Genomic DNA, 23,793 nt, shown 5'->3' on the forward strand with positions numbered 1-23,793 from the left:
ATTAATGACAGGTTATGAAAGACTTAAAGAAATCAAAGTTGGCAGGATTCAGGAAAGTGTTGAAGTCAGACGACAAACTCGAAAAGTTGGTATTGGATGTGGCGGTGAGAAAGACCATCGGCAGCAGGGAAGACCTCGACGGGGTGTTCTATTCCAAGAACGGCAGACGCGTGCTTATGGCATCCAAGAGCATAAGTGGTTCGTATACCGTTTGTGAGGGAGTCAGAAAGATTGATTCTGATGCCTTCTGGGGCTGCGCCTATCTTGAAAGTCTCGTGTTGCCCGAAGGACTGGAGTCGATAGGCCATGAAGCCTTCGGCAGATGCATCTCCCTGCGCAGCATAGTTATTCCAAACACCGTAGGCGAAATCGGTACCAACCCATTCCTGGGGCTCGATCATCTGGCAGTGGAAAGTAAATCCCCCTTTGTCACCACCGACGGCAAGGCAGTGTATGCTGATGGCGGCAAGCGTCTTGTGTCGTTTATTTCGGATGCAGAAACCTTTAGCGTGCCGGAAGGCGTGGAGGAGATCGGCGAGAAAGCCTTCTCCGGCAAGAGCCGTCTGTGCAGTGTCATCTTGCCGGCTACGCTGAAGAGAATCGAAGACGAGGCGTTCTTCGATTGCGACGCCCTTCGCTCCGTTGTCATTCCGCAGTCGGTAGAAACCATCGGCGAGTGTGCCTTTGCCGACTGTGCCGTGCTGCGCAAAGTGGAGTTCGCAGGAGTGCCGCAGAAGATGAAACGCACAATGCTCGCCGGATGCGATGATATCAATCTCATATCCATTCCGGCTGAGAGCATCGGAAAGTTCCGCAAACTCGTGAGAGACTACGACGACCGCGTGGTGGAGCGCAAGGACGAAAGCCAGCCGATGGCAGCTGCCGAAACACCATCGGAACCGGAAACCGTCGGAGCAGAGGCTGCCGACGCCCCTCAGCCAACCGAGGCTACAGAATCGAAAAAGAAAAAGGACACCAAGGATAAAAAGAGAAAATCACCAGTATATAAGAAATGACACCATGAAAGAAAAGAATTTCAAGGATGCCTACGTTGACAGAGACATCAGTTGGATGTATTTCAACCATAGGATACTGCAGGAAGCACAGAAAGAAGAACTGCCGTTGCTGGAACGATTGTCGTTTCTCGGCATCTATTCAAACAACCTCGACGAGTTTTTCCGTGTGCGTATGGCATCGCTCACACGACTCCTGGAGTCGCTCGACAAGGGAGCGAAGAAAGAGCGCGAGCACCTGAAGCAGACGATGAAGACCATCAACAGGCTCAATGCCATATACAGCCAGGAATACAGCGACACCATCGACCACGTGTTTGAACTGCTCGAGAAACACAAGATACGCCTTCTCGACGAGAAGCATCTCAATGCCGAACAGGAGAGGTATCTTAAAAACTTTTATTACGACAAGCTCAACGGAGCCACCAACCCTATATGGCTCGACGAGATAGACGAGATAGGACAGCTGCAGGACAACCGAATCCACCTCATCGTGAAGAAGACAGAGAAAGAAGGCAGCTTCGGCAAGGCACCCAAGACCGACTATGCCATAGTGAAGGTGCCGGATGCCGACTTCGGACGCTTCGTGGTGATTCCGTCGAGCGACGGATACCAGAACGCCATGTATCTCGACGATGTGGTGCGCTTCTGTCTGCCGCTCATCTTCATCGGATTCACTCCCAGCAACTATGAGGCATATTCGTTCAAATTCACCAAAGACGCCGAGATGGAGATGGAAAACGATTCCGACTACGGTGTGCTGGAGATGATTGCCAAGGGAGTGAAGAGCCGCAGACGCGGAGAACCCGTGAGAATCATCTACGACCATCTCATGCCGAAAGACATGCAGAAGAAGATAATGGCAAGACTCAACGTAGACCATCTTGACGCAGCACTCGCCAGCGGCAGATACCAGAACCACAAAGACCTGATGAAATTCCCCGACTTCGGACATGAGGAACTGAAGTTCCCCAAGTGGAAACACATCATGAAGAAGGAATTCGTGGCAGAGGAGAGCATCATGACACAGATTAGGGAGAAAGACCGCTATATCCACGTGCCATACCATTCGTTCGACGGATATATCCGACTCCTCAGAGAGGCTGCGCTGCATCCCGACGTGAAAGAGATAAAGACCACGCTATACCGACTCGCCAGCGACTCAAAGGTGGTGAAAGCCCTCGTTTGCGCCGCACGCAACGGCAAGAAGGTGACAGCAGTGGTGGAGCTGCTCGCCAGATTCGACGAGAAGAGCAACATCAAATGGAGCAAGAGAATGCAGGAAGAAGGCATCAACGTGATTTACGGCGTGGAGGGACTGAAGGTACACTCCAAACTGCTGTATATCGGAACGAAGAAAGGCAGCATCGCCTGCATCGGAACGGGAAACTTCCATGAGGGCAACGCTAAAGTGTATACTGACTATCTGATGATGACGGCGAGAAAAGAAATCGTGAGCGAGGTGAACAAGGTGTTCGACTTCATCAAGCGCCCCTTCTCGCAGCCGCGCTTCCGCGAACTGCTCGTGTCGCCAAACGCCATGAAGACAAAGCTGCTCCAGCTCATCAACAACGAGATAAAGAACGCCAGGAACGGCAAGGAGGCTTGGCTGAGGATAAAGATAAACCATATCACAGAGGTGGATATGGTGAACAAACTCTATCAGGCATCACAGGCAGGAGTGAAGATAGAAATCGCATTGCGTGGCAACTGCTCCCTCGTGCCTGGAATACCGGGAGTGAGCGACAACATAAAGGTGGTGGGAATAATCGACCGCTATCTAGAACATTCCAGAATCATCATCGCCTGCAACGGCGGAATGCCGAGATACTATATCGGCAGTGCCGACTGGATGCCGCGCAACCTGCTCAACCGCATAGAGGTGCTCACACCGGTCTACGACCTCGACATGCAGCGGGACCTGCTACGCACCGTGGAGTATGCCGTAGCCGACACCACTAACGGAAGAATAGTAGACGGAAAGGGAACCGACCGCATACAGACTTCGCCGGACGGAGTGCGCTTCCGCTCGCAAGAGGCATTGCAGGAGGCTTATACCTCTGCCGAAATACAGGATCAGAAGTGAGGACAGAAATGATGACGGCTGATGCCATTGCGGACTAATGAAATGTTTTCATCATTGCGGACTAATGAAATACTTTTATCATTGCGGACAATTTAAAAGATATAATATATGAATTACGAACTGGGAGACATCTCCTTCAATATGGCAGCCATCGACATCGGTTCAAACGGTGCGAGACTGCTGATAAAGAATTTCTTCAGAAAAGACGGAATCGGTGACCCCGTCATCAAGCGTGTGATGTATATGCGTGTGCCACTCCGTCTGGGAAAAGACGTGTTCTCTCTTGGCAAGATATCAAAGGAGCGCCAGGATAAGATGCTATATATGCTCAAGGCATTCAAGCAGATAATGAAGCTTAACGATGTGGTGAGCTATCGCGCCTGTGCCACCTCGGCAATGCGCGACGCAGAAAACGGAGAGAAGGTGTTGCGATTCCTCTATCGCAAGACCGGCATCAAGGTGGAGATAATAAAGGGACAGGAAGAGGCGCGTCTGCTCTGCAACAACATCGTGGAGAACACCGACTGCAACGTCGGCGATTTCGCATACGTTGATGTGGGTGGCGGTAGTACCGAGATTTCACTCCTCCACAACGGAATGCTCGCCCACAGCCGGTCGTACAACATCGGTACGCTGAGAATGCTCAGCGGAAAGGTGTCGCAGGCTGACATCGACGAGATGACGACAGACCTCTCGCTATATGCCAATGAGATTCCGGATATCCGGATAATCGGTTCGGGAGGAAACATCAACAAGCTCTTCAAACTCACACATCAGAAGAAAGACCCGAAGGAGATTCTCGTGAGCGAGATAAAGGATATGCGCGACAAACTCAGCAAACTCAGCATCGAGGAGCGCATAGAGCAATATGGACTGAAGGCCGACCGTGCCGACGTAATCATTCCGGCTGCCGACATCTATGTGGCTGCTGCCGAGGCACTGGGGTGCGACAGGATTCATGTGCCGAACATCAGTCTTGCCGACAGCATCGTTGACGGATTGGGAACGGAGAGATAACCACCAGACGGGGCTTTATTGCCACATGCTTTCATGCTGCATGCCCTTAGTCTTTCAGACTATTTCTTTTCGAAATGCTGGTAATCCTGCGACCGCTTCCATCCGCCTCCCCATGTGAAGCCACGCTTCCTGAATTCCTTGTAGGCAAGGTCGTTGCGGTCAATCTTATATTTGAAGTCCTTTGAGCGGTCGGCATATCGCCGTGCGCTCAGAGGACTTACCGTTTTCTTCCCGTTCGCCCCCTTCCTCACGTATGGATTATACAGAGGGTTCAGGTCGATTGCCTTGCCGTAGCTGTGGTTTGAAGGCACCTTCGTGCCGGCCACATATCTGAAATTGAAACACGACGTGTTGTTTGCCTCCATCGACTTCAGGTCGTCAGCGTCATAGTTGTCAATGAGCACCATCCTCTCTATGGGATATTTCTTGGCGAAGAGTGTCTCGAAGATTTCCACCAAGTCGTTGGCGATGCTCTTGTGGCACACCAGTTCTCCCAGACAAATCTTGCCCTTGTCGTTCCAATGCAGCACCTTCACGTAGCGCAGCGACTCACGGCTCACCGTGCAGCCTTTCTTATACGATTTGCCCTGCATCCTCTCGAAAACGCGGTCTGGAATGGGCTCGCTCATGAAACATTTATTCAGGTCGTAGCCTCGCAGCGTCAGACTGCTTATCGTCTTGCCTGCCTCCCAGTTCTTTAGGGCTGTTCTCTCTCCTCCGGGCCTTTGGTCTTTTTCCGTTATGGATGTTGTCTGTTGGTTGCCGTCCGTCAGGTTTGTCGCCTCTACTGATGTAGCCTGTCGTGCGTCGTCCGTCAGGTTTGTTGTCTGCTTTGCATAGGCAAATCCAGTGGCGAGGCAAATGGCAACAAACGTAGCTGCCGTAGTGATGGTGGATGGTCTTCTGTTGGGAAAACTGTGATTGTCTTTCATATTGTCGTGAAGTTCTTTTATCCTAAATCGGTCATTAGGGACTGCAAGCAGTTATTAAAAATATACCTTAACGGCCTAATGACCGTTTGGTGGTTGTCTTGCTGCCGTAGTGAAAGCTCCTGTCTGGCGTTTCCTTTCGCTCTTCGGAGTCGGCAGCTTACTGTGTGTGATACCGTATTTATGCCTTGTCTTACGGCATGGAATACTGCAAATATATGTTTTTTTTCGCTAACAGAGGCATTTTTGTTCTATAAACGATATTGTTTGGATAATTTTTCTTACCTTTACACCCCGAATGACTTAGTATCTTAATTTAGTATATAAAATATAGATATAACTTTAATTCTAGTAAACTTTAAATCTATGGCATTAGAAAAAACCTTAATTTTGCTAAGACCGAGTGCTTTGTCGCGAGGTTTAGCAGGAGAAATTCTCAGTGTCTTCTATAAGAAGGTGCTGCGGATCTGCGGTTTGAAGATGATGCTGCCCGACGAAAAGATTTCTGACGGCCATTATTCCCATCTCGCAGGCAAGAGTTTCTTCAGGCGCGCCAGGGACCCCGCCTGTCGTGGCAGTATGTCTGAAGAGTGTAGAAGCAGCGTTGGCTGTGGACATTCTTTCAGAGTCAAATGGATGCAAAGCAGCTCCGTGGTCTGTTCGGAACATTTGTCGCATGAGTTGGCTGGAGTGTATCGTGCTTGCGCATGATTCTCTTGAGGACGCAGCGACAAAGTGGAATACGGTTCTTCCGCATCGACAAGTTCTTCGATAGGAAACCGGGTCTGCTATCCAAATTATATGCTTCTGACGATATTTAATTTTTTAATTATTTTTTATTGTTACGTTTTACTGACGGTGGAGTTTACGCTCCCTGTTGGGCCCCTTTCGTCAGACAGGCAAAAATAATGACGGAACCAGATGCTTCTCCTTTCCCTGGAGACATCCGGTTCCGTCAGTTTTTTGATGCAGTTGATGAGTTAGACATTTTCTAATTACTGACTGGAAAATCTCCAATCCGTCTGTCACTACTGTCCTATTTTCAATGGTCTATCTATATTATAATCCGAACGAATGCTTGCCGCTGCCCACCTTCTTCTTGAATCCGTTGGCGAGCTGTATGGTGGCGTCGCAGCCTACGGGGATTTCTACGGTGATGGTGTCGGCGGAGCAGTATACGGAAACCTTGCCGTAGAGCGTCGTGGTGTGAGCCTTCACGTATGTCAGGTCGCCAGGCAGGGTGGGGGAGATGAGAAGGTGGCGCATGCCATTGGTGCCAGGCATGTTGCGTATGCCGGCAATCTCCTTGAACAGCCATTCGTCAATCTGCCCCATCATGAAGTGGTTCCATGATGATCCCTGGCGAGGGTCCCATTGTTCTGTGAGTGTCGTGGCTCCCTGTTTTATCTGGAAACCATAGCCCGGAGTGTCGTAGTGGTTGAGCATCTTGTATAGCAGTTCGTCCTTGCCGTTGGCAGCCAGTGTCATAAACAAGTATCTGTTGCCCACGTCGCCCGTCGTCAATCTGTTGCCGTGCTTCTCGATGTCAGAAATCAGCGACTGCAGCACCGCCGTTTTGTTCTTGCCCGTTATGCCGAGGAAGAGCGGCAGGGCGTTTGATGTCTGGCTGCCGGAACCATAATAGCAGGAGTCAGCCTTATAGAATTCCCGGTTGAATGCCGCCACGGCATAATCGTATATCCTGGAGTATTTCTCCACGTCAGCCTTGTTTCCGGTCATCTTGGCAGCCTTTGTCAGCAGCTGCAGGTCGAGGATATAGTGAGCCGAGGCAACGAGCGGTATCGGTGTGTTGTGGCAGAATCCGGCTTTGCCCTCCACCACGTCGTACCAGTCGCCCAGTCCGTGGCTCACGATACCGTCTTTTGCGCGCCCCGTGAGATAGTCCACATAGCGGCGCATGGCCTCGTAGTTGCGGGTGATGATGGAGTAGTCGCCATACTGCTCATAATACATGAACGGCATTATCAGCAGAGTGCTTCCCCATTCAGGAGAATCATCGAAGAGGTTTCCGAACGACACATATTGCGGTGCTGTGGTAGGCACCATTCCGTCAGTCTTCTGCGTATCCGTGATGTCGCGTATTATCTTCGGGGTCAGCGTCGTCATGTCGTAGTTGTAGAAGAGACTCGGTCCCACGAGGTGGTCCTGCTCCAGCCATCCCAGTTTTTCGCGGTGCGGACAGTCCGTCAGCACACCCTGCATATTGCTCCTTTCGGCACGCTCTATCAGACGGTGGGTCTGTGTGAACAGCGGGTTGGAACATTCGAATTCTGAACCCTCTTCGGCAGAGTTGTATATGAAGCAACTCTTGAGGTCGGCAATCACGGGCAGGTTGTCAGGATTTGGTTCGCCCTCGAGCACGGCATCCTCCACCTGTATGTATCTGAAACCATAATAAGAGAAGTGCGGATGCCATGTCTCTGTGGTGTCGCTGCCGATGGTATATTCGTAGTAATGCTGGCGGCCCGTCTGTCGCTGGTCGCACACACCCTGCCTGTTCAGATTCTCCGACACGAGCATTGTCACTTTCTGTCCAGGTCTTCCCTTCACTCTGATTTCAGGAAATCCCGCAAGGTTCTGTCCCATGTCAGCAATGAAGGTGTGAGGAGAGACGCTGCGCTTGGTCTTTGCCGATGCCGGTGCTACGGAGTCTAGAGGCAGATAATGCCACTCCTTGATGGCGAAGCGCTCCATAATCTTCACAGGCGGTGCCGTCTGGGGACTGAGTTTTCCGTCCGTTCCCTCCGTCAGCACGGCATCTTTCCATTCCGTGTCGTCGAAGTGGGGGAGGTCGAACCCACTCTGTGTCAGTCTGGCGTCGAACGATTCTCCGCCGTAGATACTGTTGAAGGTAATGGGGCTGAGGGCATATTTCCACGACCCGTCGCTGACAATCGTCTGACTTGTGCCGTCGCTGTAGTTTATCTCCAGTCGCAGTATCATCTGCGGTGCACCGAAGCTGGTCATCAGCTTGCTGTATCTGTTGCCACGCTGCACGTTGAAGAATCCGTTGCCGAGCAGAAGGCTTATGGCATTGTGACCTCCGGTGAGCAGAGAAGTCACGTCGTAGGTATTGTAGTATACGGTCTTGGAGTATTCGCTCCATAGCGGTGCAAATTCACTGTCGCCCACCTTCTTGCCGTTGATGCGCATCTCGTAGTGGCCCATGCCGCTGACGTATGCCACGGCATCCGTCACCGTCCTGCCGTCGTTGGAGAATCCCTTCCTCATGATTATGCTCCTTGACGAAAGAGAGTCTACGGCGTTCCATTTCTCCTTGAAATAGTCTTTCTTGAATTCCGCGTTAGAGAATCTGCCCTCCGGCAGACGGGCGTCGGCTTTGGTTATGGCGCCAATCCATCTTGGAGTGATGCCGCCGGCAGACAGGTCGGCAGAAGCTGGTACGATGCGTATCTTCTGTCTTGCACTCCATTCCGAAGGCTTCCCGTCTTTGTCCCATACCCTCACCTGCCATTCGTATCCGTGTCTGTTTGCCGGCAAATCAGGTGTGGTGATGTTCTGGCTTTCGGCAGATTTCCTTTTGCCGGAGTCATATACAGTCTTGCCCGTAACGCTCTCGGTGATGATTATCCGATAGGCTTTCTGACGGTCGTTGACGGCATCTGACGTCATCTTCCAACCGAATCTTACATCGCCCTGGCTGACTGCCAGTTCCCTCTGATAGTTGCATGATGTTCCGGTTATCGTTATCTTGGCTTCTGCCGAAAGGGCTGCCAATGCCAGAAGTGTTGCTATAGTGGTCTTTCTCATTTACCTTGGATTATTCAATCTTTCCATACTTTTTTGTTCTCAATCTTCCCGTTTCTGATTTCAGCCTCTACGGTGCGTCCACCAGTGGCTTTCAGTCTGAATCTGGCGTTTATGTCTCGTGGCCATGCCGGGAAGAACAGCAGTTCGCCGTCCGGCTTCTCCTGTAGCAGCATTTCCTGCAGACCAATCATCGATGCTCCGCCCTTGTTGCAGTCGGGAGCCCAGTCGTAGCCGGGATCCCAGAAGGCAGGAAAGCGGTAAGGTCCGTCGGTGAGCTTCTCGCTGTTCAGGCGTAATGCCTCGTCAGTCAGTCCCAGACAGGCAGCCCAGATATTGTCCTGTTTCCATCCCTTGGTGGCTCTCATTTCCACAGCGTGAGGATCTTTCAGATATGTGTTGCGGCCGATATTCAGATTGTCTCTGCCCATGCAGTATATCCTCCATGGAAATACGGGATATAGCTGAGGTGTCTCAATGTTCTGTATCCTTGCCCATACTATAGCCGGGGCGATGCAGGTGTCGCCGCTAATGGTGTGTAGCGGTATTTCGGGAATGCGCTTCATGATGCCGTTGAGGCTGTCGCCATTGTATTCAGTCCATTGTCGGGCGACTGTCTGCAGGGCGGCCACGACGCTCGACGGGTTGTATGCCATCTTGTAGGTCTCGCAGCCCGAAGATGGGTATAACATCAGTTTGCCGTCGCCAGTGAGAGGTTTCACCCCGAGCTTCTTGGCAATATACTGGTAGTGCTCGTCGAAGAAAGTGAGTGTCTGTCGTATTATTGGTTCATATTTCGTGATGTCCATGCCGCTGTATTCATGCGCCAGCATCATCATCGAGCAGAACTCCAATGCCGTGTCCCACTGGTATTCCAGCCATGCGTTGCGCTCCATTCCCGGGTCGTCGCCGGGTTTGTGCTTGCCGTATTCTGTGGGGTTGGGCAGTCCGCAGTTCTCTATCTGCTCTGCGAACGATGCTCCGTCGTGTCCCCAATAGAAACGGGTGCGTCGTGTGGCGTTTGGCAGCATCCGCAGATATGTGTCAAACTGTGCCGCCATCATGTCCGTGTCGCCGCTCTTGAGCATGGGCCAGTATACGAGGCGCTGGTTCTGTGCCGTCATGGTGCCGCCGCCCCATTTGCGGAAGTCGGGAGTGAAGGGGCATTTAGAATCGGCGAAGACGGGGTCGAAGGTGAATAGCGAACCGTTGAATTTCGTGGGATATTCGCTGTAGGCATTGCAGCCCAGCATGTAGCGGAAGAGTTCGTAGTTGCGAGCCATGCGTGCAGCTTCGCCTTCGGCAATGATATGGCTGCGCTGCCAGAACTGGTGCCACCACTTTGCGCTCTGTGTCTTTGATTTCGTTGCCGACAGGGGCTTGACTGTCGTATCTCCGGTATAAAGGTCGATGCTGACGGTGGCTTGTCTGATATCTGTGGCGGTATAGTTCCATGCCTTGAAATCTGTGGAGGCATAGGTGCCGGTAGACGTGCCGGTGAACTTGAAGCCGGGCATCGTGATGTTTCCGCCGAATTTCAGTCCGCCGATAGGATTATATAGTTCATCCTTTATTTCCGACAGTCCTTCCCTCTCCACGGTATAGTCGAATACGGTGTTGTTGCGGTTTGTGTGCCAGAAGTCCAGAGTATTATAGCCGGCTTTGATGGAGTCGGCAAAGGTGGTGCAGTCTTTCGGTATGTTCCATTTGTATGATCCCTGCTGGCATTCCGCCTTGGTGACCAGTCTGTCTTTGTATCTCCACGACTCATAGCTCAGCGTGGCGTTTCGCTTTTGTGCGGAAATGATTTCCACGAACACTTTCGGCTGATACACATCCGCCCAGATTCTTATCTTTGTACCGTTGCCTTTGATATATATGGCGCCGTCGTCGAGTGATAGCCTTTGTTCGAAACTGTTGCCGCTGAACGGCTGTCCGTCGATTTTCAAGCGGAAGCGTCCTGCTTTGAGCAGGGTATTGTTCTCGTCGAGCATCCCGCTCTTCGAAAGATAGAACAGCACATCACCGTTCTCCACCCACACGTTCATCCCCACATCATGTCCGCCGCAGGGCATCGACCCTGCGGAGTTCTCGCTCTGTGAGGTCCACACATAGTCCTGGGGTTTGTAGTCTGTCTTTGTCCTGTTTGCAGCATTGCCCTGTGTTGTGGGAATAAGAGTGCAAAGCAATGCAATCGCCGCTGCCAATCTCTTTTTCGATATGATGATCATCATTAGAGTAGTTTCCTCGTTTTAGTTATATAATGAGGACGAGTGACATAGACTTTTGTAATGTATAGCTTTACAACAGCTTGCGGTCTTTTGGTTTCTTATCTCTCGTTTCTGCCATATACCCGTGCCATTATCGCTCCGCTGATATTGTGCCATACGCTGAATACGGCGCCAGGGATAGTGGCGAGAGGGTAGGCGGCGAAATGAAGGGTGGCGAGTGAACTGGCGAGGCCGGAGTTCTGCATACCCACCTCTATGGAGATGGCTACACACTTCTTGTGCTCCAGTCGGAGCAGTCTGCCGATGCCGTAGCCCAAGGTCAGTCCGCAGATGTTGTGGAGCATCACTACGAGCATCACGAGAAGTCCGCAGGTGAGCAGTTTCCCGGCGTTGTGTGCAACGATGATACCAACGAGCAACACTATTGTCAACGACGAGAATGCCGGCAGGTAAGCCACCGCCCGCTTTGTAAACTCTGGCATATACCGTTGTATCATGAAGCCCACAAGTATGGGCAGGATGACAACCTGTAGAATGGAGAAAAACATGCTCACGGCATCCACATGAACGAAGGTGCCGGCAAGAAGCCATGTTATTATCGGAGTGAGAAAAGGAGCGAGTAGGGTAGACGTCGCCGTCATTCCTACAGACAGGGCGAGGTCGCCTTTCGCCAGATATGTTATCACGTTAGATGCCGTGCCGCCGGGACAGCAGCCGACGAGGATCACCCCCAGCGCCAAGTCCTCAGGCATTTGGAACAGACGAGTGAGGAGCCATGCCGTTATCGGCATGATGGTGAACTGAGCCAGACATCCGATGATGACATCCTTAGGTCGGCTGAACACAATCCTGAAGTCGGTAGGGTTCAGCGTCAGTCCCATGCCGAACATCACCACTCCCAACAGCGGATTTATCCATATCGTGTCGATGCTGCCGAGCGGGGTTGGGAAAACAACCGAGAGCACTCCGATGGCGAGTACTATCAGTCCCATATTCTTTGCGATGAAGTCGCAAATGCGTTTCGTCATTGTTGTATGTGTATTTAAGTTTGTCATGTCTGTTTCCTTGAACCCAAAACGGTCATTAGACCGTTCAACCCAAAACGGTCATTAGGCCGTTCAATGTAATATTTTATAACTGCTTGCAGTCTTTTGCTTTTTATAAGGCGTCTTTTGCTTGTTTTTAATGAGTAATAGCTCGCTATTACTCATTAAAAGCCAAACAAAATCCATCCTTCTAAAAAATCAAAATCCAAGCAAGCCCTAATGACCGATTTGGGTTCAATGGTAGTATTTTATAACTGCTTGCAGTCCCTGATGACTGATTTGAGTTGAAATTCTGGAGCAGTACCCGCCGACAGATTTGCGGCAAAAGGAAATAGGAGGAAAACCATTTCTTTTTTCCTCCTATTCTAATGATTAACCCCTATTTTTATCACGGCCTGATTGCCGTTGGGGATATAGTCTTATTTCTTTTCGCCGATCTGCTTCATCATTTCCTCTATGGCTGCTTTCAGCTGTCGGTCATTGCCGTTGAGGAAATCCTCCGGTGTGTTATATACGGTGATGTCAGGGTTCAGCTGAGTGTTCTCTGCATATTTTCCGTCGAGAGTCATACATCCCACCTGCGGAATTCCGAATACCATGGTGTTGTCGATCATCGTCTCCCACCATACGGCAGTCATTGTGCCTGCCACTGGAGTACCGATGAGCTTGCCGATGCCGAGAGTCTTGTATACCATAGGGAATCCGTGGCCGTTGCTGTAGTCGTCTTCGCAGATGAGCACACACGAAGGTTTTGTCCACTTGTTGAACGGGTCGCGGCCGATATAGTTGCCTCGTGGCATGAAATTCTGGTATTCCTTGCCGTTGAGCAGAGTACACAGGTCGTCGTGCAGCCATCCTCCACCATTGTGACGGTCGTCAACGATGACAGCCTCACGGTTGCGGTTCTTGTCGCTCAGGAGCTCGCGGTATACGGTGCGGAAGCTCTCGCTGTTCATCGCTCTTACGTGTACGTAGGCGAGGCGACCACCCGACAGACTGTCTACCAGCTGGCGGTTGCGGTCAACCCAACGCTTGTAGAGCAGGTCGTCAACGGCGTTCATCGACATTCCCTTTGTCGTTACATCGAATGAGCGTCCGCTCTTCGGGCGGATTGTCAGGCGTACTGGTTTGCCGATTTTGCCGTCGAGCAGCGGGAAGTAGTCCATGCCGGCCTTGATTTCCGTGCCGTCAATCTTCTCTATGATGCATCCGGACTTCACGTCAGTCTGTTTGCAGGCAATTTCGCTGCCCTTTATCACTTCGGCAATCTTCAGTCCGTCGCCGGTATAGTCCTCGTCGAAGAAGAGACCAAGACTTGCAGTCTGCAATGAAGCCCATGAGCCGGAGTATCTTGCACCGGTATGCGAGGCGTTCAGCTCACCGAGCATTTCGCTCAGCATCTCCTGGAAGTCGTGATTGTTGTTGATATAAGGCAGGAAGCGTTCGTAAGTCTTGCGGTAGCCCTCCCAGTCAACTCCATGAATGTTCTTGTCATAGAACTTGTCTTTCACCTGTCGCCAAACGTGGTCGAACATATATGCGCGCTCCTTGTATGGCTGGTAGTTGAACTGAGCCTCAAACTCTATGTTCTTCACGGCTTTGCTCTGTGGCGTCACCTTCTTGATGCCTCCGTCGGCAGCGAGATAGATTTCCTTATAAGACTTGTCGAACATCATTTCTCCATTGCCCACGTTCTTTATCAGCAGCTCCGTGTTTCCGGTCATCAGGTCGCGGTGCCACAGGTCCATGCCTTTCTCAAACGCCACATTGTAGTAGATGTTCTCGCCATCCTTGTCGAGCAGGATGTCGCCGAGGAACGAAGGAGTGACGGTGAGTCGTACGATGCGGTCACGACAGTTTTCGAGGTCGAATTTCAGAGGCTCCATTTCCTTTGCCTCCGGTTTCTCCATTTCCTTCTTTTCCTTTTCTTCCTTCTTCTCCTCTTTCTTCTTCTCCTTTTCGGTCATGTTTTCCTTTGCCAGCGCACGCTCTTCCTTATTCATGCGGTAGCGTTCGTAGGCTTCAAGGTCGAAGAACATGAGATAGGCATCGTATTCTGCGCCCCAGCTGCCATGGCTGCGGTAGCCGGCACGGTCGCTGCAGAACAGCATCGCCTTTCCGTCGAGCACCCATTTGGCATTGCTTTCGTTGTATCCGCTCTCGGTGAGGTTGTGAATCTCGCCGTTGCCGGAAGCATTTACCAAAGCGATGTCTGAATTGTTCCATCCGCCCACACCGATGTATGAAGAGAGCAGCCATTTGCTGTCGGGGCTCCATGTGAAGTCGATGTCGCCGTCGCTGTAAGAATAAACGAACTTGCCGTCCATCGCCGTCTTCACATTCTTGCCTTTGGCATCCATGACGCGCAGGGTTCCACGGTTTTCCCAGAAGGCAATCTGCTTGCCGTCGGGACTGAATTTAGGTTGGAATGAAGTCTGGTCGGATTGTGTCAGACGTTCTTCCACGAGTTCAGTAGCGTAAGCGAACTGCTTCTCATCCTTGTTCTTCATTGTAGTGGCATAGATCTGCCACACACCATTGCGCTCCGAATCATAGATGATGGTCCGGCCGTCGGGCGAGAAGTCGATGTAGCGTTCCTGCTCAGGAGTGTTTGTAATCTGCTTTGTGGTGCGGTATTCTATAGATGTTACATAAACATCGCCATGCATGACGAAACCGATTTCCTTTCCGTTAGGCGACAGTTTGATGTTGTATGCTCCAGAGTTTCTGATTTGGCGTATAAGCTCCTTTCCCTCGGTGTCGGCGGCAATCCTGATGGCAGTCTTTTGTGGCTGTCCGTCTTTGCGCACGGTATAGATCTCACCGTCGTAGCCATAACACAAAGTGCCGTCGGTGGCTGCCGAAAGGAAGCGCACCGGATTCTTCTCATGATTGGTTATCTGTGTCTCCTTGCCGTCGAGAGTGCGATGGTATATGTTCAGAGTGCCGCTTTGTTCGCTCAGATAGTAGAACGACTTGCCGTCGGCAGACCACACAGGGTCGCGGTCCTCACCGTCGAATGTAGTCAGCTTCCTGAACGAGTCGCCGCTCTTGAGCCATACGTCGCGAGTGATAGGCGAGCGGTGGTGCTTGCGCCATTCGTCCTCATAGCCCTTGCGGTCGATGTAGAGCACATCTCCGGAGGCGTTGATGTCGAGGGCATCCATGGTGATGTCGGAAAACAGTTTCGGACGTCCGCCATCCATTCCTACAGTGTATACCTGAGGGTAGGAGCCTGCGAAGATGATAGACTTGGCTGTTGGCATGATAGAAGCCTTGAACATGATGGTAGAGTTGTCTTTCCATCTCAGAGGATATTCGCTGCCACTGTTGGTCGTGACGCGTTTGGGAATACCGCCGTTGGCATCCATTACCCACACGTCAATGCTTCCTTCTCGATTAGAGGCGAAGGCGATGTGGTTGCCGTCGGGACTCCACACTGGGTAGGAGTCGAAAGCCGCATTGGAGGTAATCTGTTTCGCCGTGCCACCGCTTGACGGAACGGTGAAGATATCGCCTTGGTATGAGAAGGCGATAGTCTTGCCGTCGGGCGAGATTGCCGGGTGGCGCATCCATAGCGGGTTGTCCTGAGCCTGTGCTGCAAGGCCGTAGGCGCCAAGGAGAGTCGCTAAAATAAGTTTGTTCATGGTTGTATTGATTTAGTTAATATGTATAATTCATGAAAAAATCCCAGCCGAAGTCGTTTGTGCTTGGTTGGGATGTTTTATTTAGCTTGTATTCTTCTCTTTTATTTCTCTTCAGAGTCGATGGCCTTGATCTTCTGCTTGATGAGTTCCAGATCGTCTTTCAGCTTCTGCACCTTGCGGTTCATCTCGTCGATGAGGCTGTTGCCCTTCTTGCTTGAAGCGTTGAGGAAACCGAGGTTGTTCTCATAGGTCTGTATCTCCTGCTTCATCTGTTCGGCACGGCGCTGCAGTCTTGTGCGCTCATTGTCGAGAGCATCCTCGCCACGCTTAGCCACATTCTTCAGGTTTGTCTTGAAGTTGTTCAGGCGGCGACGGGCTGTAGAGATGTTCAGTTCCTTGAAAATCTTGTCGAGCACCTCGTGGTATTCGTTGAAGATCTTGTCCTTCTCCTTGTATGGCACGTGACCGATGCTGTTATACTCTTCAGTCAGTTTGCGAACCTCAGCCTGTGTGTCGTCAACAGGGTTCTCGAGCAGAGCCTTCAGTTTCTCCACCACGGCTTTCTTCTTGTCCAGGTTTGCGTGCTCCTCGTTGCGTGCTCCGGCATTGGCGGCGTTGCGTGCTTCAAAGAAGTGGTTGCATGCTGCGAGGAAGTCATTCCATAACTGGTCGCCGTATTTCTTCGGTACCATTCCGATAGTTTTCCATTCCTTCTGCAGAGCGATGAGTTTGTCGCTTGTAGCCTTCCATTCAGTGCTGTCTTTCAGAGCTTGTGCCTTCTCCACGAGAGCCTTCTTCTTCTCGGCGTTCTCGGTGAATTCCTTCTTCATCTGTGTGAAGTAAGCCGACTTGCGTCCGAAGAAATCATCGCAAGCAGCACGGAAGCGCTCAAAGATCTTCACGTTCATCTTCTGAGGTGCAAATCCGATGGTCTTCCATTCTGTCTGTATCTCGATGATCTGCTTGGTGTGGTTCTCCCAGTCGGCAGAAGTCTTGTTCTCCTCCTTAGCTATAGCCTCCACCTTCTCGCAGAGTTCAGTCTTCTTGTTGAGGTTGTCTTCCTCTTTGGCGCGTATGTCCTCAAAGTGCTGCTGGTGCTTCTTGTTTATCACTGTAGATGCAGCCTTGAAGCGAGCCCAGATGCCCTCTCTCAGCTCCTTTGCCACAGGTCCGCTCTCGCGGTATTCCTGGTGCAGCTCCTGCAGCTGGTGGAATGCGCTTATCACGTCGTCTTCGTCGGCAAGCTTTTCAGCAGCCTCACAGAGTTTTGTCTTTATCTCCAGGTTCTTCTTGAAGTCATATTCGCGGGCTTCGCTGTTGAGCTTCAGCAGGTCGTAGAACTGTTCCACGTAGAGCTGATAGTTTCTCCAGAGCTCGTTGGCGTTTTCAGCAGGCACCATCTTGATTTCCTTCCATTCCTGCTGGAGCTGTTTGAATTCCTGGTATGACTTGTTGGCTTCCTCCGGCGAGGTAGCCATATTCTTGATTTTATCTATGATGTCGAGCTTCTTCTTGAGGTTGTCCTGCTTGAGCTTTTCCTGTTCCTCAAACTGTTTAGCTCTTCTTTCCTTGATGATAGTCATTTCGGCCTTGAACGCGTTCTCGTTCTCGTCGGGTTTCACCTGATAAGATGCCGGGTCACCGCCAGCGTCCAAATATGCCTTCATGTCAGCTTCTCTCTCAGCGAAATGAAGCTTGTAGAATACGGTTTTGAGATAATCCACCTCATCCTTCTGCGGAATTTCCTCCGCATGAGCTATCTCTTTGATTCTTTCCACAACCTCCGCTTTGGTCTTGTAGACTTTTCTCTGTCCGCTGGCATTTTCTGCCTCGGCAGCGTTGTCGGTTGTTTCCACCTGTTCCTTCTGGGCTGTTGCCTCATTTGGAGTTACTTCTACATTCTTCTCGTTTTCCATTGTCTGTTCGAGAGATTTTTCTTGAGAGTCCATTACTTCACGTTTTAAATTTGTGATTGGGGTTCCATATAAATACACTTGCGGCAGGAAAGTGCTTCATGTAGCCTTTTTCCTTGGTCCATGCTTCGGCTCTTATAATATATAATAAGGTATTATAATACTAATTGTTATAGCCGTTGATATGCAATTACCGCTCTAAAATGAATTGCAAACTTACTTAAAAAGATTGTAACTTCCTAATTTATGTAATGATTTTTAATATTTCGTTGTTAAATAAGACGTTTATGGCGGAATATCCACCATGAAACTCCTGATATCATGACAGATGCGACGAGGGCTATGAGGAATCCGTATTTGTTGTTTTCCATTCCGTTTATGAGGTTCATACCCAGCAAACTGGCGATGAGCGTCGGGAACATCAGGATGATGCTGACCGAGGTGAGCGTACGCATCACGGTGTTCATGTTGTTGTTGATGATGCTCGAATATGTGTCCATCGTTGATTCCAGAATGTCGGAATATATGCTCGTCGTTTCCCGAGCCTGGCTCATCTCGATGTTCACGTCCTCGATGAGGTCGGCGTCCAGCTCGTCCACCTGCAGTTTGAACTTCAGTTTGGCGAGCAGGTTCTCGTTTCCGCGGATTGATGTCTGGAAGTATGTCAGCGAGTCCTGCAGTCTCGACAGTCCGATCAGCGACTCGTTGTTCACCTCTCTGTCGAGGTTTCTTTTGGCTTTCTCTATAAGGCTGTTTATCTGCTTCAGTCGTTTCAGATACCACACCGCCGATGACAGGAAGAGACGGAAAATCATGTCAACATAGTCGGTGAATCCCTCGCTTCTCTTCTGCTGATAGCTCACGAAGTCTATCATCATGTTGGTTTCATAGAAGCACACGGTTATAGTGACATCGCGCTTGTGTATGATACCCAACGGCACTGTGGTGTATGGCGTGCGCGAACGTATCTCCTTTACGTATGGAATACGCAGGATGATAAGCATCCATCCGTCGTCGTACTCATAGCGGGCACGCTCGTCGGTATCGCTGATGTCTGATATGAAATAGTCGGGAATGTTGAAACGGTCGATCAGCATCTGCTGATCTTCCTCGCTTGGACATGTTACTTGTATCCAGCAGTTGGGCTCCCATTCTTTGATGGCCTTCAGGCCTTCGGTATAGTTCCAGTATGTTCTCATCGATAAATCCTCCACTTGGTAAACAATCAAGCGCAGGAGTCTCTGCTGAGAGAGCCGTTGCCGTCCCTGCGCCTACAAGTCTTTATTTTCCGCGTGATAATCGTCCATAATTAATAGAATTGATAAAAATCGTGTGCAAATTTACATTATTATTTTTAAAAAGCAAGGAGTTGTAGCGGCGAATTAGTATCTTTGCAACCGTTTTTTAATAATTTACTTTATATTTTTATGTACAACAGACCAATGGCATCGTGCGAGCCAATGAAGTTCAAACGCTTCTCCCACAAGGGCTATGCACTTTTTGCATGCCTGGGCAAGGTGGTGCTCATCGGCACTCTGAGCGTTGCTACAGTCTCTCATGCCAAGGCAGAGGGAGTGAGCACCAAGGAGCTTCGTCCTGACACCCTTTCCACCCAGAGCGATGTGATGCTGAACGAAGTGAGCGTAACGGGCTCACGTGCGCCGCTGACCAGAAGTCAGGCGGCGAGAATGGTAACTGTACTGGACAGCAAGGAAATTCAATGTGCGCCAGTGCAAAGTGTTAACGATTTGCTGAAATACATCGCCAGCGTGGATGTGAGGCAGCGCGGTCCGATTGGAGCGCAGACCGATATCAGTATCCGCGGCGGAAACTACGAGCAAATCACAGTTCTCCTCAATGGCATAAACATCTGCGACCCGCAGACGGGACACAACGCCTTCGATTTCCCGGTGGATGTGGCAGACATAGAGCGCATTGAAGTGCTCGAGGGACCTGCCGGGAGAGTGTTCGGCACCTCGTCGCTGCTCGGAGCCATCAACATCGTGACGAAGAAAGAGAAGACGAGCAACGTTTCCGCCCACATCGACGGCGGAAGCTACGGCTACCTCAGCGGTGGAGCCTCTCTCAACCTCTCGTCGGGCAAGTGGACCAACCGCGTTTCAGGAAGCTACACCCGTTCCGACGGCTACAGCCGCAGCAAGGCTGGAAAGCTCAACGGCGATTTCTATGGCGGAAAGGCTTTCTATCAGGGCGGCTATGAGGACAGCGACATCAAGGTGGACTGGCATGCAGGACTGAGTTCCCGCGATTTTGGTTCTAACACCTTCTATGGCACTGGCTCCGACAATCAGTTTGAGCATACCTTCAAGACGTATACCGCCGTGCAGGCGGAGACGAAGCGAGGCAAGTTCCACCTCAAACCTTCTATATATTGGAACAGAAACATGGACCGCTTTGAATGGTTCCGCGGTCACGACGGCAAAAAACCAGAGGGACTGTCATACGGAGTTCCCTACAATTATCACCGCACCGACGTCTATGGTGTGAATCTCAACTCCTATTTCGACTGGGCATTCGGCCGCACCGCCATCTCGGCAGAGCTGCGCAACGAAGACCTCGTGAGTACCACGCTCGGCGAACCGCTCGACAAGCCCAAGCATGTTCACAAGACCGACCGCGACTATACCAACGGTCTGAACCGTACGAACATCAGTTTCGCCCTGGAGCACAACATCCTGCTCGAAAGGTTTACCCTCTCGGCTGGACTGGTGGCAGTGAAAAACTCATGGAGCAACATGAACATGCGCCTCTATCCAGGCGTTGACGCCAGCTATCGCATCGGCGACCACGTGAAGTTCTATGCTTCATACAACACATCGCTGCGCATGCCGGCGGCAACGGAGCTATATTATTCCGTAGGCGGCCACAAGGCAGACAAACATCTGAAACCGGAGGAACTGCAAGCCTTTGAGGGCGGAGTGAAATATCTCAGCGCCGGCATCACGGCAAGCGCAAGCGTGTTCCACAACCGCTGCAAGAACATGATAGACTGGATCTGGGACAGCAGCGAAGGCGACGAGGCAGTGTGGAAGTCAGTGAACTTCACCAAGGTAAACACCATAGGCACCGAGGCACAAGTCGGTCTCAACTTCCTGCGTCTCATCCCGGCGCAGCATGTGGTGAAGAACCTCACGCTGCAGTACACCTACCTCTCACAAGACAAGGACGAGCCAGCCAATATCCAGAGCCGTTCCACACTGGAGTATCTGCGTCATAAGTTCATCGCAAACCTCGACCTCAACCTTTGGCGCAACCTCGACCTGACGGTGAAATACCGTTTCCAGAAGCGCGACGGCAAGTTCACCGCCACCGATGCTTCAGGCAATGCCGTAGTGAAGCACTACCAGCCGTATGCCGTCACCGACGTGCGTCTGGCATGGAATGACAAATGGTATAAGGCTTATGTAGAGGCAAACAACGTGTTTGCCAAGAAATACTACGACTTCGGTTCTATTCCCCAGCCAGGTGCATGGGTGATGGCCGGCGTAGCGGTTAACGTCAATCTGTAGTATAACGACCCTATTTCCGAAGTTCGCCCAGAATGACGATCTTGTCGCTTCTCGACAAGTCGCCGGGATTGCTTCCCGGTTCGCCTTCTGGCACCTTCAATCCCTGACGGGCATAATAATCCCTCCAATAGGCGGTTATTGTGCCCGTCTTGTCATGAAACGACATCGGAATCGGTTTGAACACCAGTTCGCCATCCCTGCTCCTGTAGCATTTCTGCACCAGTTCGCTGCAATACATCGCACTGTCCGACGGCATGAAATTGAAGTCGTATGGCGTACCGATAAACTGCATTGCCCTCTCCACCGAGCGAGCCACGCCGACTGTGTCTTTCAGTTGTCCCACCACCACATGGCGTCTCGCCATGAAGCTGTCGATAGGAGTGAGACACACTCCCTTGTGTATGGCTTCAAGGGCAAATCCCTTTCCTCCGGCATTATGATAAATCGCCACATGGTCGATCTGTCTGCCGTCAAGTCCCGTAGTCACGTCAGTTATGTTGTTGCCGCTTTCAGCCACACAGAAGAGCAGGTCGCCCTCGGCAAGTCTGCTTGCGGTTATTCCCTTGTTTCCCTGTGCCCACAGACATATAGACAGACACATGACCGTTGCGGTGATAATTATCTTCTTCATCGTCTTGAATGTTATTTTTATTTCAGGATATGAATCCTTTTATATCAGTTGTTTTTTTGATATCTGCTAATGTTGAAATTAAAGATCTGGGTTAACCCCAGGCAGTCATAAAAACACATAAAACTGCCTAATGACCGATTAGACCTTAAATCTCAGACAGTTTCTTGTTCTCTGCCAGACACCATATTGCTACGACCATTGTGGCAACAAGTGGCAGTGTGAAGACCAATGGGTTGATATGTTCAGGATCAAACTGCTGCATGATGTCTGTCATCCATCTTATGCAGTTCCAAAAGGCGTGTGTGGCAGACTCGTGGATGTTTGATATCAGGTCGATGTATATCAGGATGACGATGCCCGCTGTCCAGCATACCGCCGTCCATATCCTGGAGATTCTCCTCAGCCTCTTGTCAGCCGCAGGTTCGATGGCTTCCATCACCCTGTCAGAGAATCCCTCGTCGGCAATCACCGTCTGGTTTGCCGTTGAGAAAAAGCGTTTCAGCAATTCGTCTTTATCTTCTTTCATATCCATTGTCTTTTAAGTATGTGGTGAGTTTCTCCTTGCCTCTGTGCAGGTGGGATTTCACTGTGCCCTGCGGTATGCCGGTTATGGCGGCAATCTTGTCAATCGGCTGTCCGTCGATGAGTTGCAGCGTTATGCATGTGCGTTCGTCAGGTTTCAGTGTGGCGAGAGCCTTCAGTATGTCCATCCCCAAAGTGCAGTCGTCATTGCCGGCATGGCGAGCCGCAACAGAGGGTGTGTCCATGTCCTCCGTCTGGTGGTGGCTGCGGCGATAGTCGTAATGGGTGTTGTAGGCTATTCTCATCAGCCATGTCGAGAATGATGACAGTCCTCTGAACTTCCCTATGTTGGCATACGCCTTGATGAACGTCTCCTGTGCCAGGTCGTCGGCGAGCTGCCGGTCGCCCAGCGTAAGGCTGAGCAGGAAGCGGCGCACTTGCGACTGGTATTTGCGCAACAGCGAGTCGAAAGCCCGCTTGTTGCCAAATACCGCCACCTGGGTGACGAGCTTTATGTCATTCATCAATTCAGGCATGATGTCAGAGTCCTTTCCTTTGGGTTGTTGTATCTTTATCCTATGTTCTCGTCGTTGGCATTCTGAGTAGTGCCGTTGTCATATCCTTGCCGGTTGTCGTTGTTCTGCCGGTTGTATCCGTTTTGTGGATTGTTATAGCCATTGTCGGCATAAGGTGCGTTCTGTCTCTGGTCGTTGAAGTTTTGCTGGGAGAAGTTTCCATTGATGTTTCCTCCGCCGGTTGTCTTGGCTATTATCGCCTGTCCCACTCCGTATATGGCGATGAGCAATCCGATGCTACACAGCAAATTGATGTTGAGGATGAAGTACATCACGGTGAGTCCGATGCCGAGGAAGATGTTCTTTATGCCCTTCGACCACAGGTAGTCGTTGCGTGAAACTTGGTTCTTTGCCGCGAAGTCGGGTATCGGCTGTCCGCTTTTTATCGCCATCTCCGCGAGTTTCAGTTTCTGGTTGCGCGATTTCACTATGAGATATATTACGAGGCCTATTATTGCCACCGGAGCGAGGAAGCAGATGATGAACACTATCGTTATAGGTATAATCGCATCTTTGAACATCTGTTTCGCCACATCCGACATGTTCGAGTGTATCTGTGTGTAATTTATCACGGAATCAGGAGCAGCATCCTGGTCGTCCGTGTTGGTAGTGTCGCTGAATGCCACGATTGCTGTAGCGGAATCTTTCTTTGCGCTGGCGTCAGCATTCTTGTGTTTCACTACGGAGCTCGTTGCCGATGTTCTGTTGCCGTGTCTTGCCATCGTAGGGAGGGCAGCCGACAATGTCATGCCGATAATCAGTGTTGCTATAATTCTTTTCATATCCGTTATGTTTTTTGTTTCGTTGATGTTTTGTCTTGTTTCAGCAGTTAGACGGAGTGGGGTGGGGAATAGTTGCAAAATT

Annotated in this window: 16 protein-coding genes; 5 read left to right on the forward strand and 11 right to left on the reverse strand. The window is 50.8% G+C overall.

Annotated features, from left to right (window positions below; translation table 11 throughout):
• Positions 1 to 14: 14 nt before the first annotated feature.
• The 3 genes from ACDC99_RS01590 (at position 15) to ACDC99_RS01600 (ending at position 4,116) form a co-directional block, all read left to right on the forward strand.
• Complete coding sequence (locus tag ACDC99_RS01590; protein ID WP_370755536.1) at positions 15 to 1,016, forward strand: leucine-rich repeat domain-containing protein; 1,002 nt, start codon at positions 15 to 17, stop codon at positions 1,014 to 1,016.
• A gap of 4 nt (positions 1,017 to 1,020) precedes the next feature.
• On the forward strand, positions 1,021 to 3,099 hold the full coding sequence (locus ACDC99_RS01595; protein WP_370755538.1) for an RNA degradosome polyphosphate kinase: 2,079 nt from the start codon (positions 1,021 to 1,023) through the stop codon (positions 3,097 to 3,099).
• Positions 3,100 to 3,207: 108 nt separating this feature from the next.
• A complete protein-coding gene (locus ACDC99_RS01600; protein ID WP_370755540.1) occupies positions 3,208 to 4,116 on the forward strand; it encodes a Ppx/GppA phosphatase family protein in 909 nt (302 codons plus the stop codon).
• A gap of 59 nt (positions 4,117 to 4,175) precedes the next feature.
• Here the strand turns inward: ACDC99_RS01600 and ACDC99_RS01605 are convergent, their stop codons facing one another.
• Complete coding sequence (locus ACDC99_RS01605; RefSeq protein WP_370755542.1) at positions 4,176 to 5,048, reverse strand: M15 family metallopeptidase; 873 nt, start codon at positions 5,046 to 5,048, stop codon at positions 4,176 to 4,178.
• Positions 5,049 to 5,411: 363 nt separating this feature from the next.
• Between ACDC99_RS01605 and ACDC99_RS01610 the strand changes: the two genes are divergently transcribed.
• Positions 5,412 to 5,756, forward strand: a complete 345-nt coding sequence (locus ACDC99_RS01610) for a nucleoside-diphosphate kinase (RefSeq protein ID WP_082026266.1) — start codon at positions 5,412 to 5,414, stop codon at positions 5,754 to 5,756.
• A 348-nt stretch (positions 5,757 to 6,104) separates the two neighbouring features.
• Here ACDC99_RS01610 and ACDC99_RS01615 read toward each other — a convergent pair whose 3' ends face one another.
• The 6 genes from ACDC99_RS01615 to ACDC99_RS01640 form a co-directional block, all read right to left on the reverse strand.
• A complete protein-coding gene (locus tag ACDC99_RS01615) occupies positions 6,105 to 8,837 on the reverse strand; it encodes an alpha-L-rhamnosidase (RefSeq protein ID WP_370755544.1) in 2,733 nt (910 codons plus the stop codon).
• A gap of 14 nt (positions 8,838 to 8,851) precedes the next feature.
• On the reverse strand, positions 8,852 to 11,068 hold the full coding sequence (locus ACDC99_RS01620; protein ID WP_370755546.1) for a DUF5703 domain-containing protein: 2,217 nt from the start codon (positions 11,066 to 11,068) through the stop codon (positions 8,852 to 8,854).
• Positions 11,069 to 11,163: 95 nt separating this feature from the next.
• Complete coding sequence (locus ACDC99_RS01625) at positions 11,164 to 12,093, reverse strand: bile acid:sodium symporter family protein (protein ID WP_044079414.1); 930 nt, start codon at positions 12,091 to 12,093, stop codon at positions 11,164 to 11,166.
• A 437-nt stretch (positions 12,094 to 12,530) separates the two neighbouring features.
• A complete protein-coding gene (locus ACDC99_RS01630) occupies positions 12,531 to 15,758 on the reverse strand; it encodes a S41 family peptidase (RefSeq protein WP_370755548.1) in 3,228 nt (1,075 codons plus the stop codon).
• A 101-nt stretch (positions 15,759 to 15,859) separates the two neighbouring features.
• Positions 15,860 to 17,707, reverse strand: a complete 1,848-nt coding sequence (locus ACDC99_RS01635; protein WP_370755551.1) for a DUF349 domain-containing protein — start codon at positions 17,705 to 17,707, stop codon at positions 15,860 to 15,862.
• A 236-nt stretch (positions 17,708 to 17,943) separates the two neighbouring features.
• Positions 17,944 to 18,870, reverse strand: coding sequence for a magnesium transporter CorA family protein (locus ACDC99_RS01640; RefSeq protein ID WP_022317594.1), 927 nt, complete (start codon positions 18,868 to 18,870; stop codon positions 17,944 to 17,946).
• Positions 18,871 to 19,098: 228 nt separating this feature from the next.
• Here ACDC99_RS01640 and ACDC99_RS01645 point away from each other — a divergent pair, with 228 nt between their 5' ends.
• On the forward strand, positions 19,099 to 21,201 hold the full coding sequence (locus ACDC99_RS01645) for a TonB-dependent receptor plug domain-containing protein (RefSeq protein WP_044072661.1): 2,103 nt from the start codon (positions 19,099 to 19,101) through the stop codon (positions 21,199 to 21,201).
• Positions 21,202 to 21,211: 10 nt separating this feature from the next.
• Here ACDC99_RS01645 and ACDC99_RS01650 read toward each other — a convergent pair whose 3' ends face one another.
• The 4 genes from ACDC99_RS01650 to ACDC99_RS01665 form a co-directional block, all read right to left on the reverse strand.
• The gene (locus ACDC99_RS01650) at positions 21,212 to 21,832 is read right to left on the reverse strand and encodes a YiiX/YebB-like N1pC/P60 family cysteine hydrolase (RefSeq protein WP_370755553.1); all 621 of its coding nucleotides are present in this window, start codon (positions 21,830 to 21,832) and stop codon (positions 21,212 to 21,214) included.
• 145 nt (positions 21,833 to 21,977) lie between these two features.
• Entirely contained in the window at positions 21,978 to 22,358 is a 381-nt protein-coding gene (locus tag ACDC99_RS01655; RefSeq protein ID WP_370755555.1) for a DUF5056 domain-containing protein, read from the reverse strand.
• Positions 22,345 to 22,890: an RNA polymerase sigma factor gene (locus ACDC99_RS01660; protein ID WP_022317598.1), complete on the reverse strand. Its 546-nt coding sequence runs from the start codon at positions 22,888 to 22,890 to the stop codon at positions 22,345 to 22,347. Before ACDC99_RS01660 ends, ACDC99_RS01655 begins: the two co-directional genes overlap by 14 nt.
• Positions 22,891 to 22,925: 35 nt before the next feature.
• A complete protein-coding gene (locus ACDC99_RS01665) occupies positions 22,926 to 23,711 on the reverse strand; it encodes a DUF6249 domain-containing protein (protein WP_370755558.1) in 786 nt (261 codons plus the stop codon).
• Positions 23,712 to 23,793 lie beyond the last annotated feature (82 nt).

Origin of the sequence: Prevotella pectinovora (assembly GCF_041323955.1) — a bacterium.
Taxonomy (GTDB): Bacteria; Bacteroidota; Bacteroidia; order Bacteroidales; family Bacteroidaceae; genus Prevotella; species Prevotella pectinovora.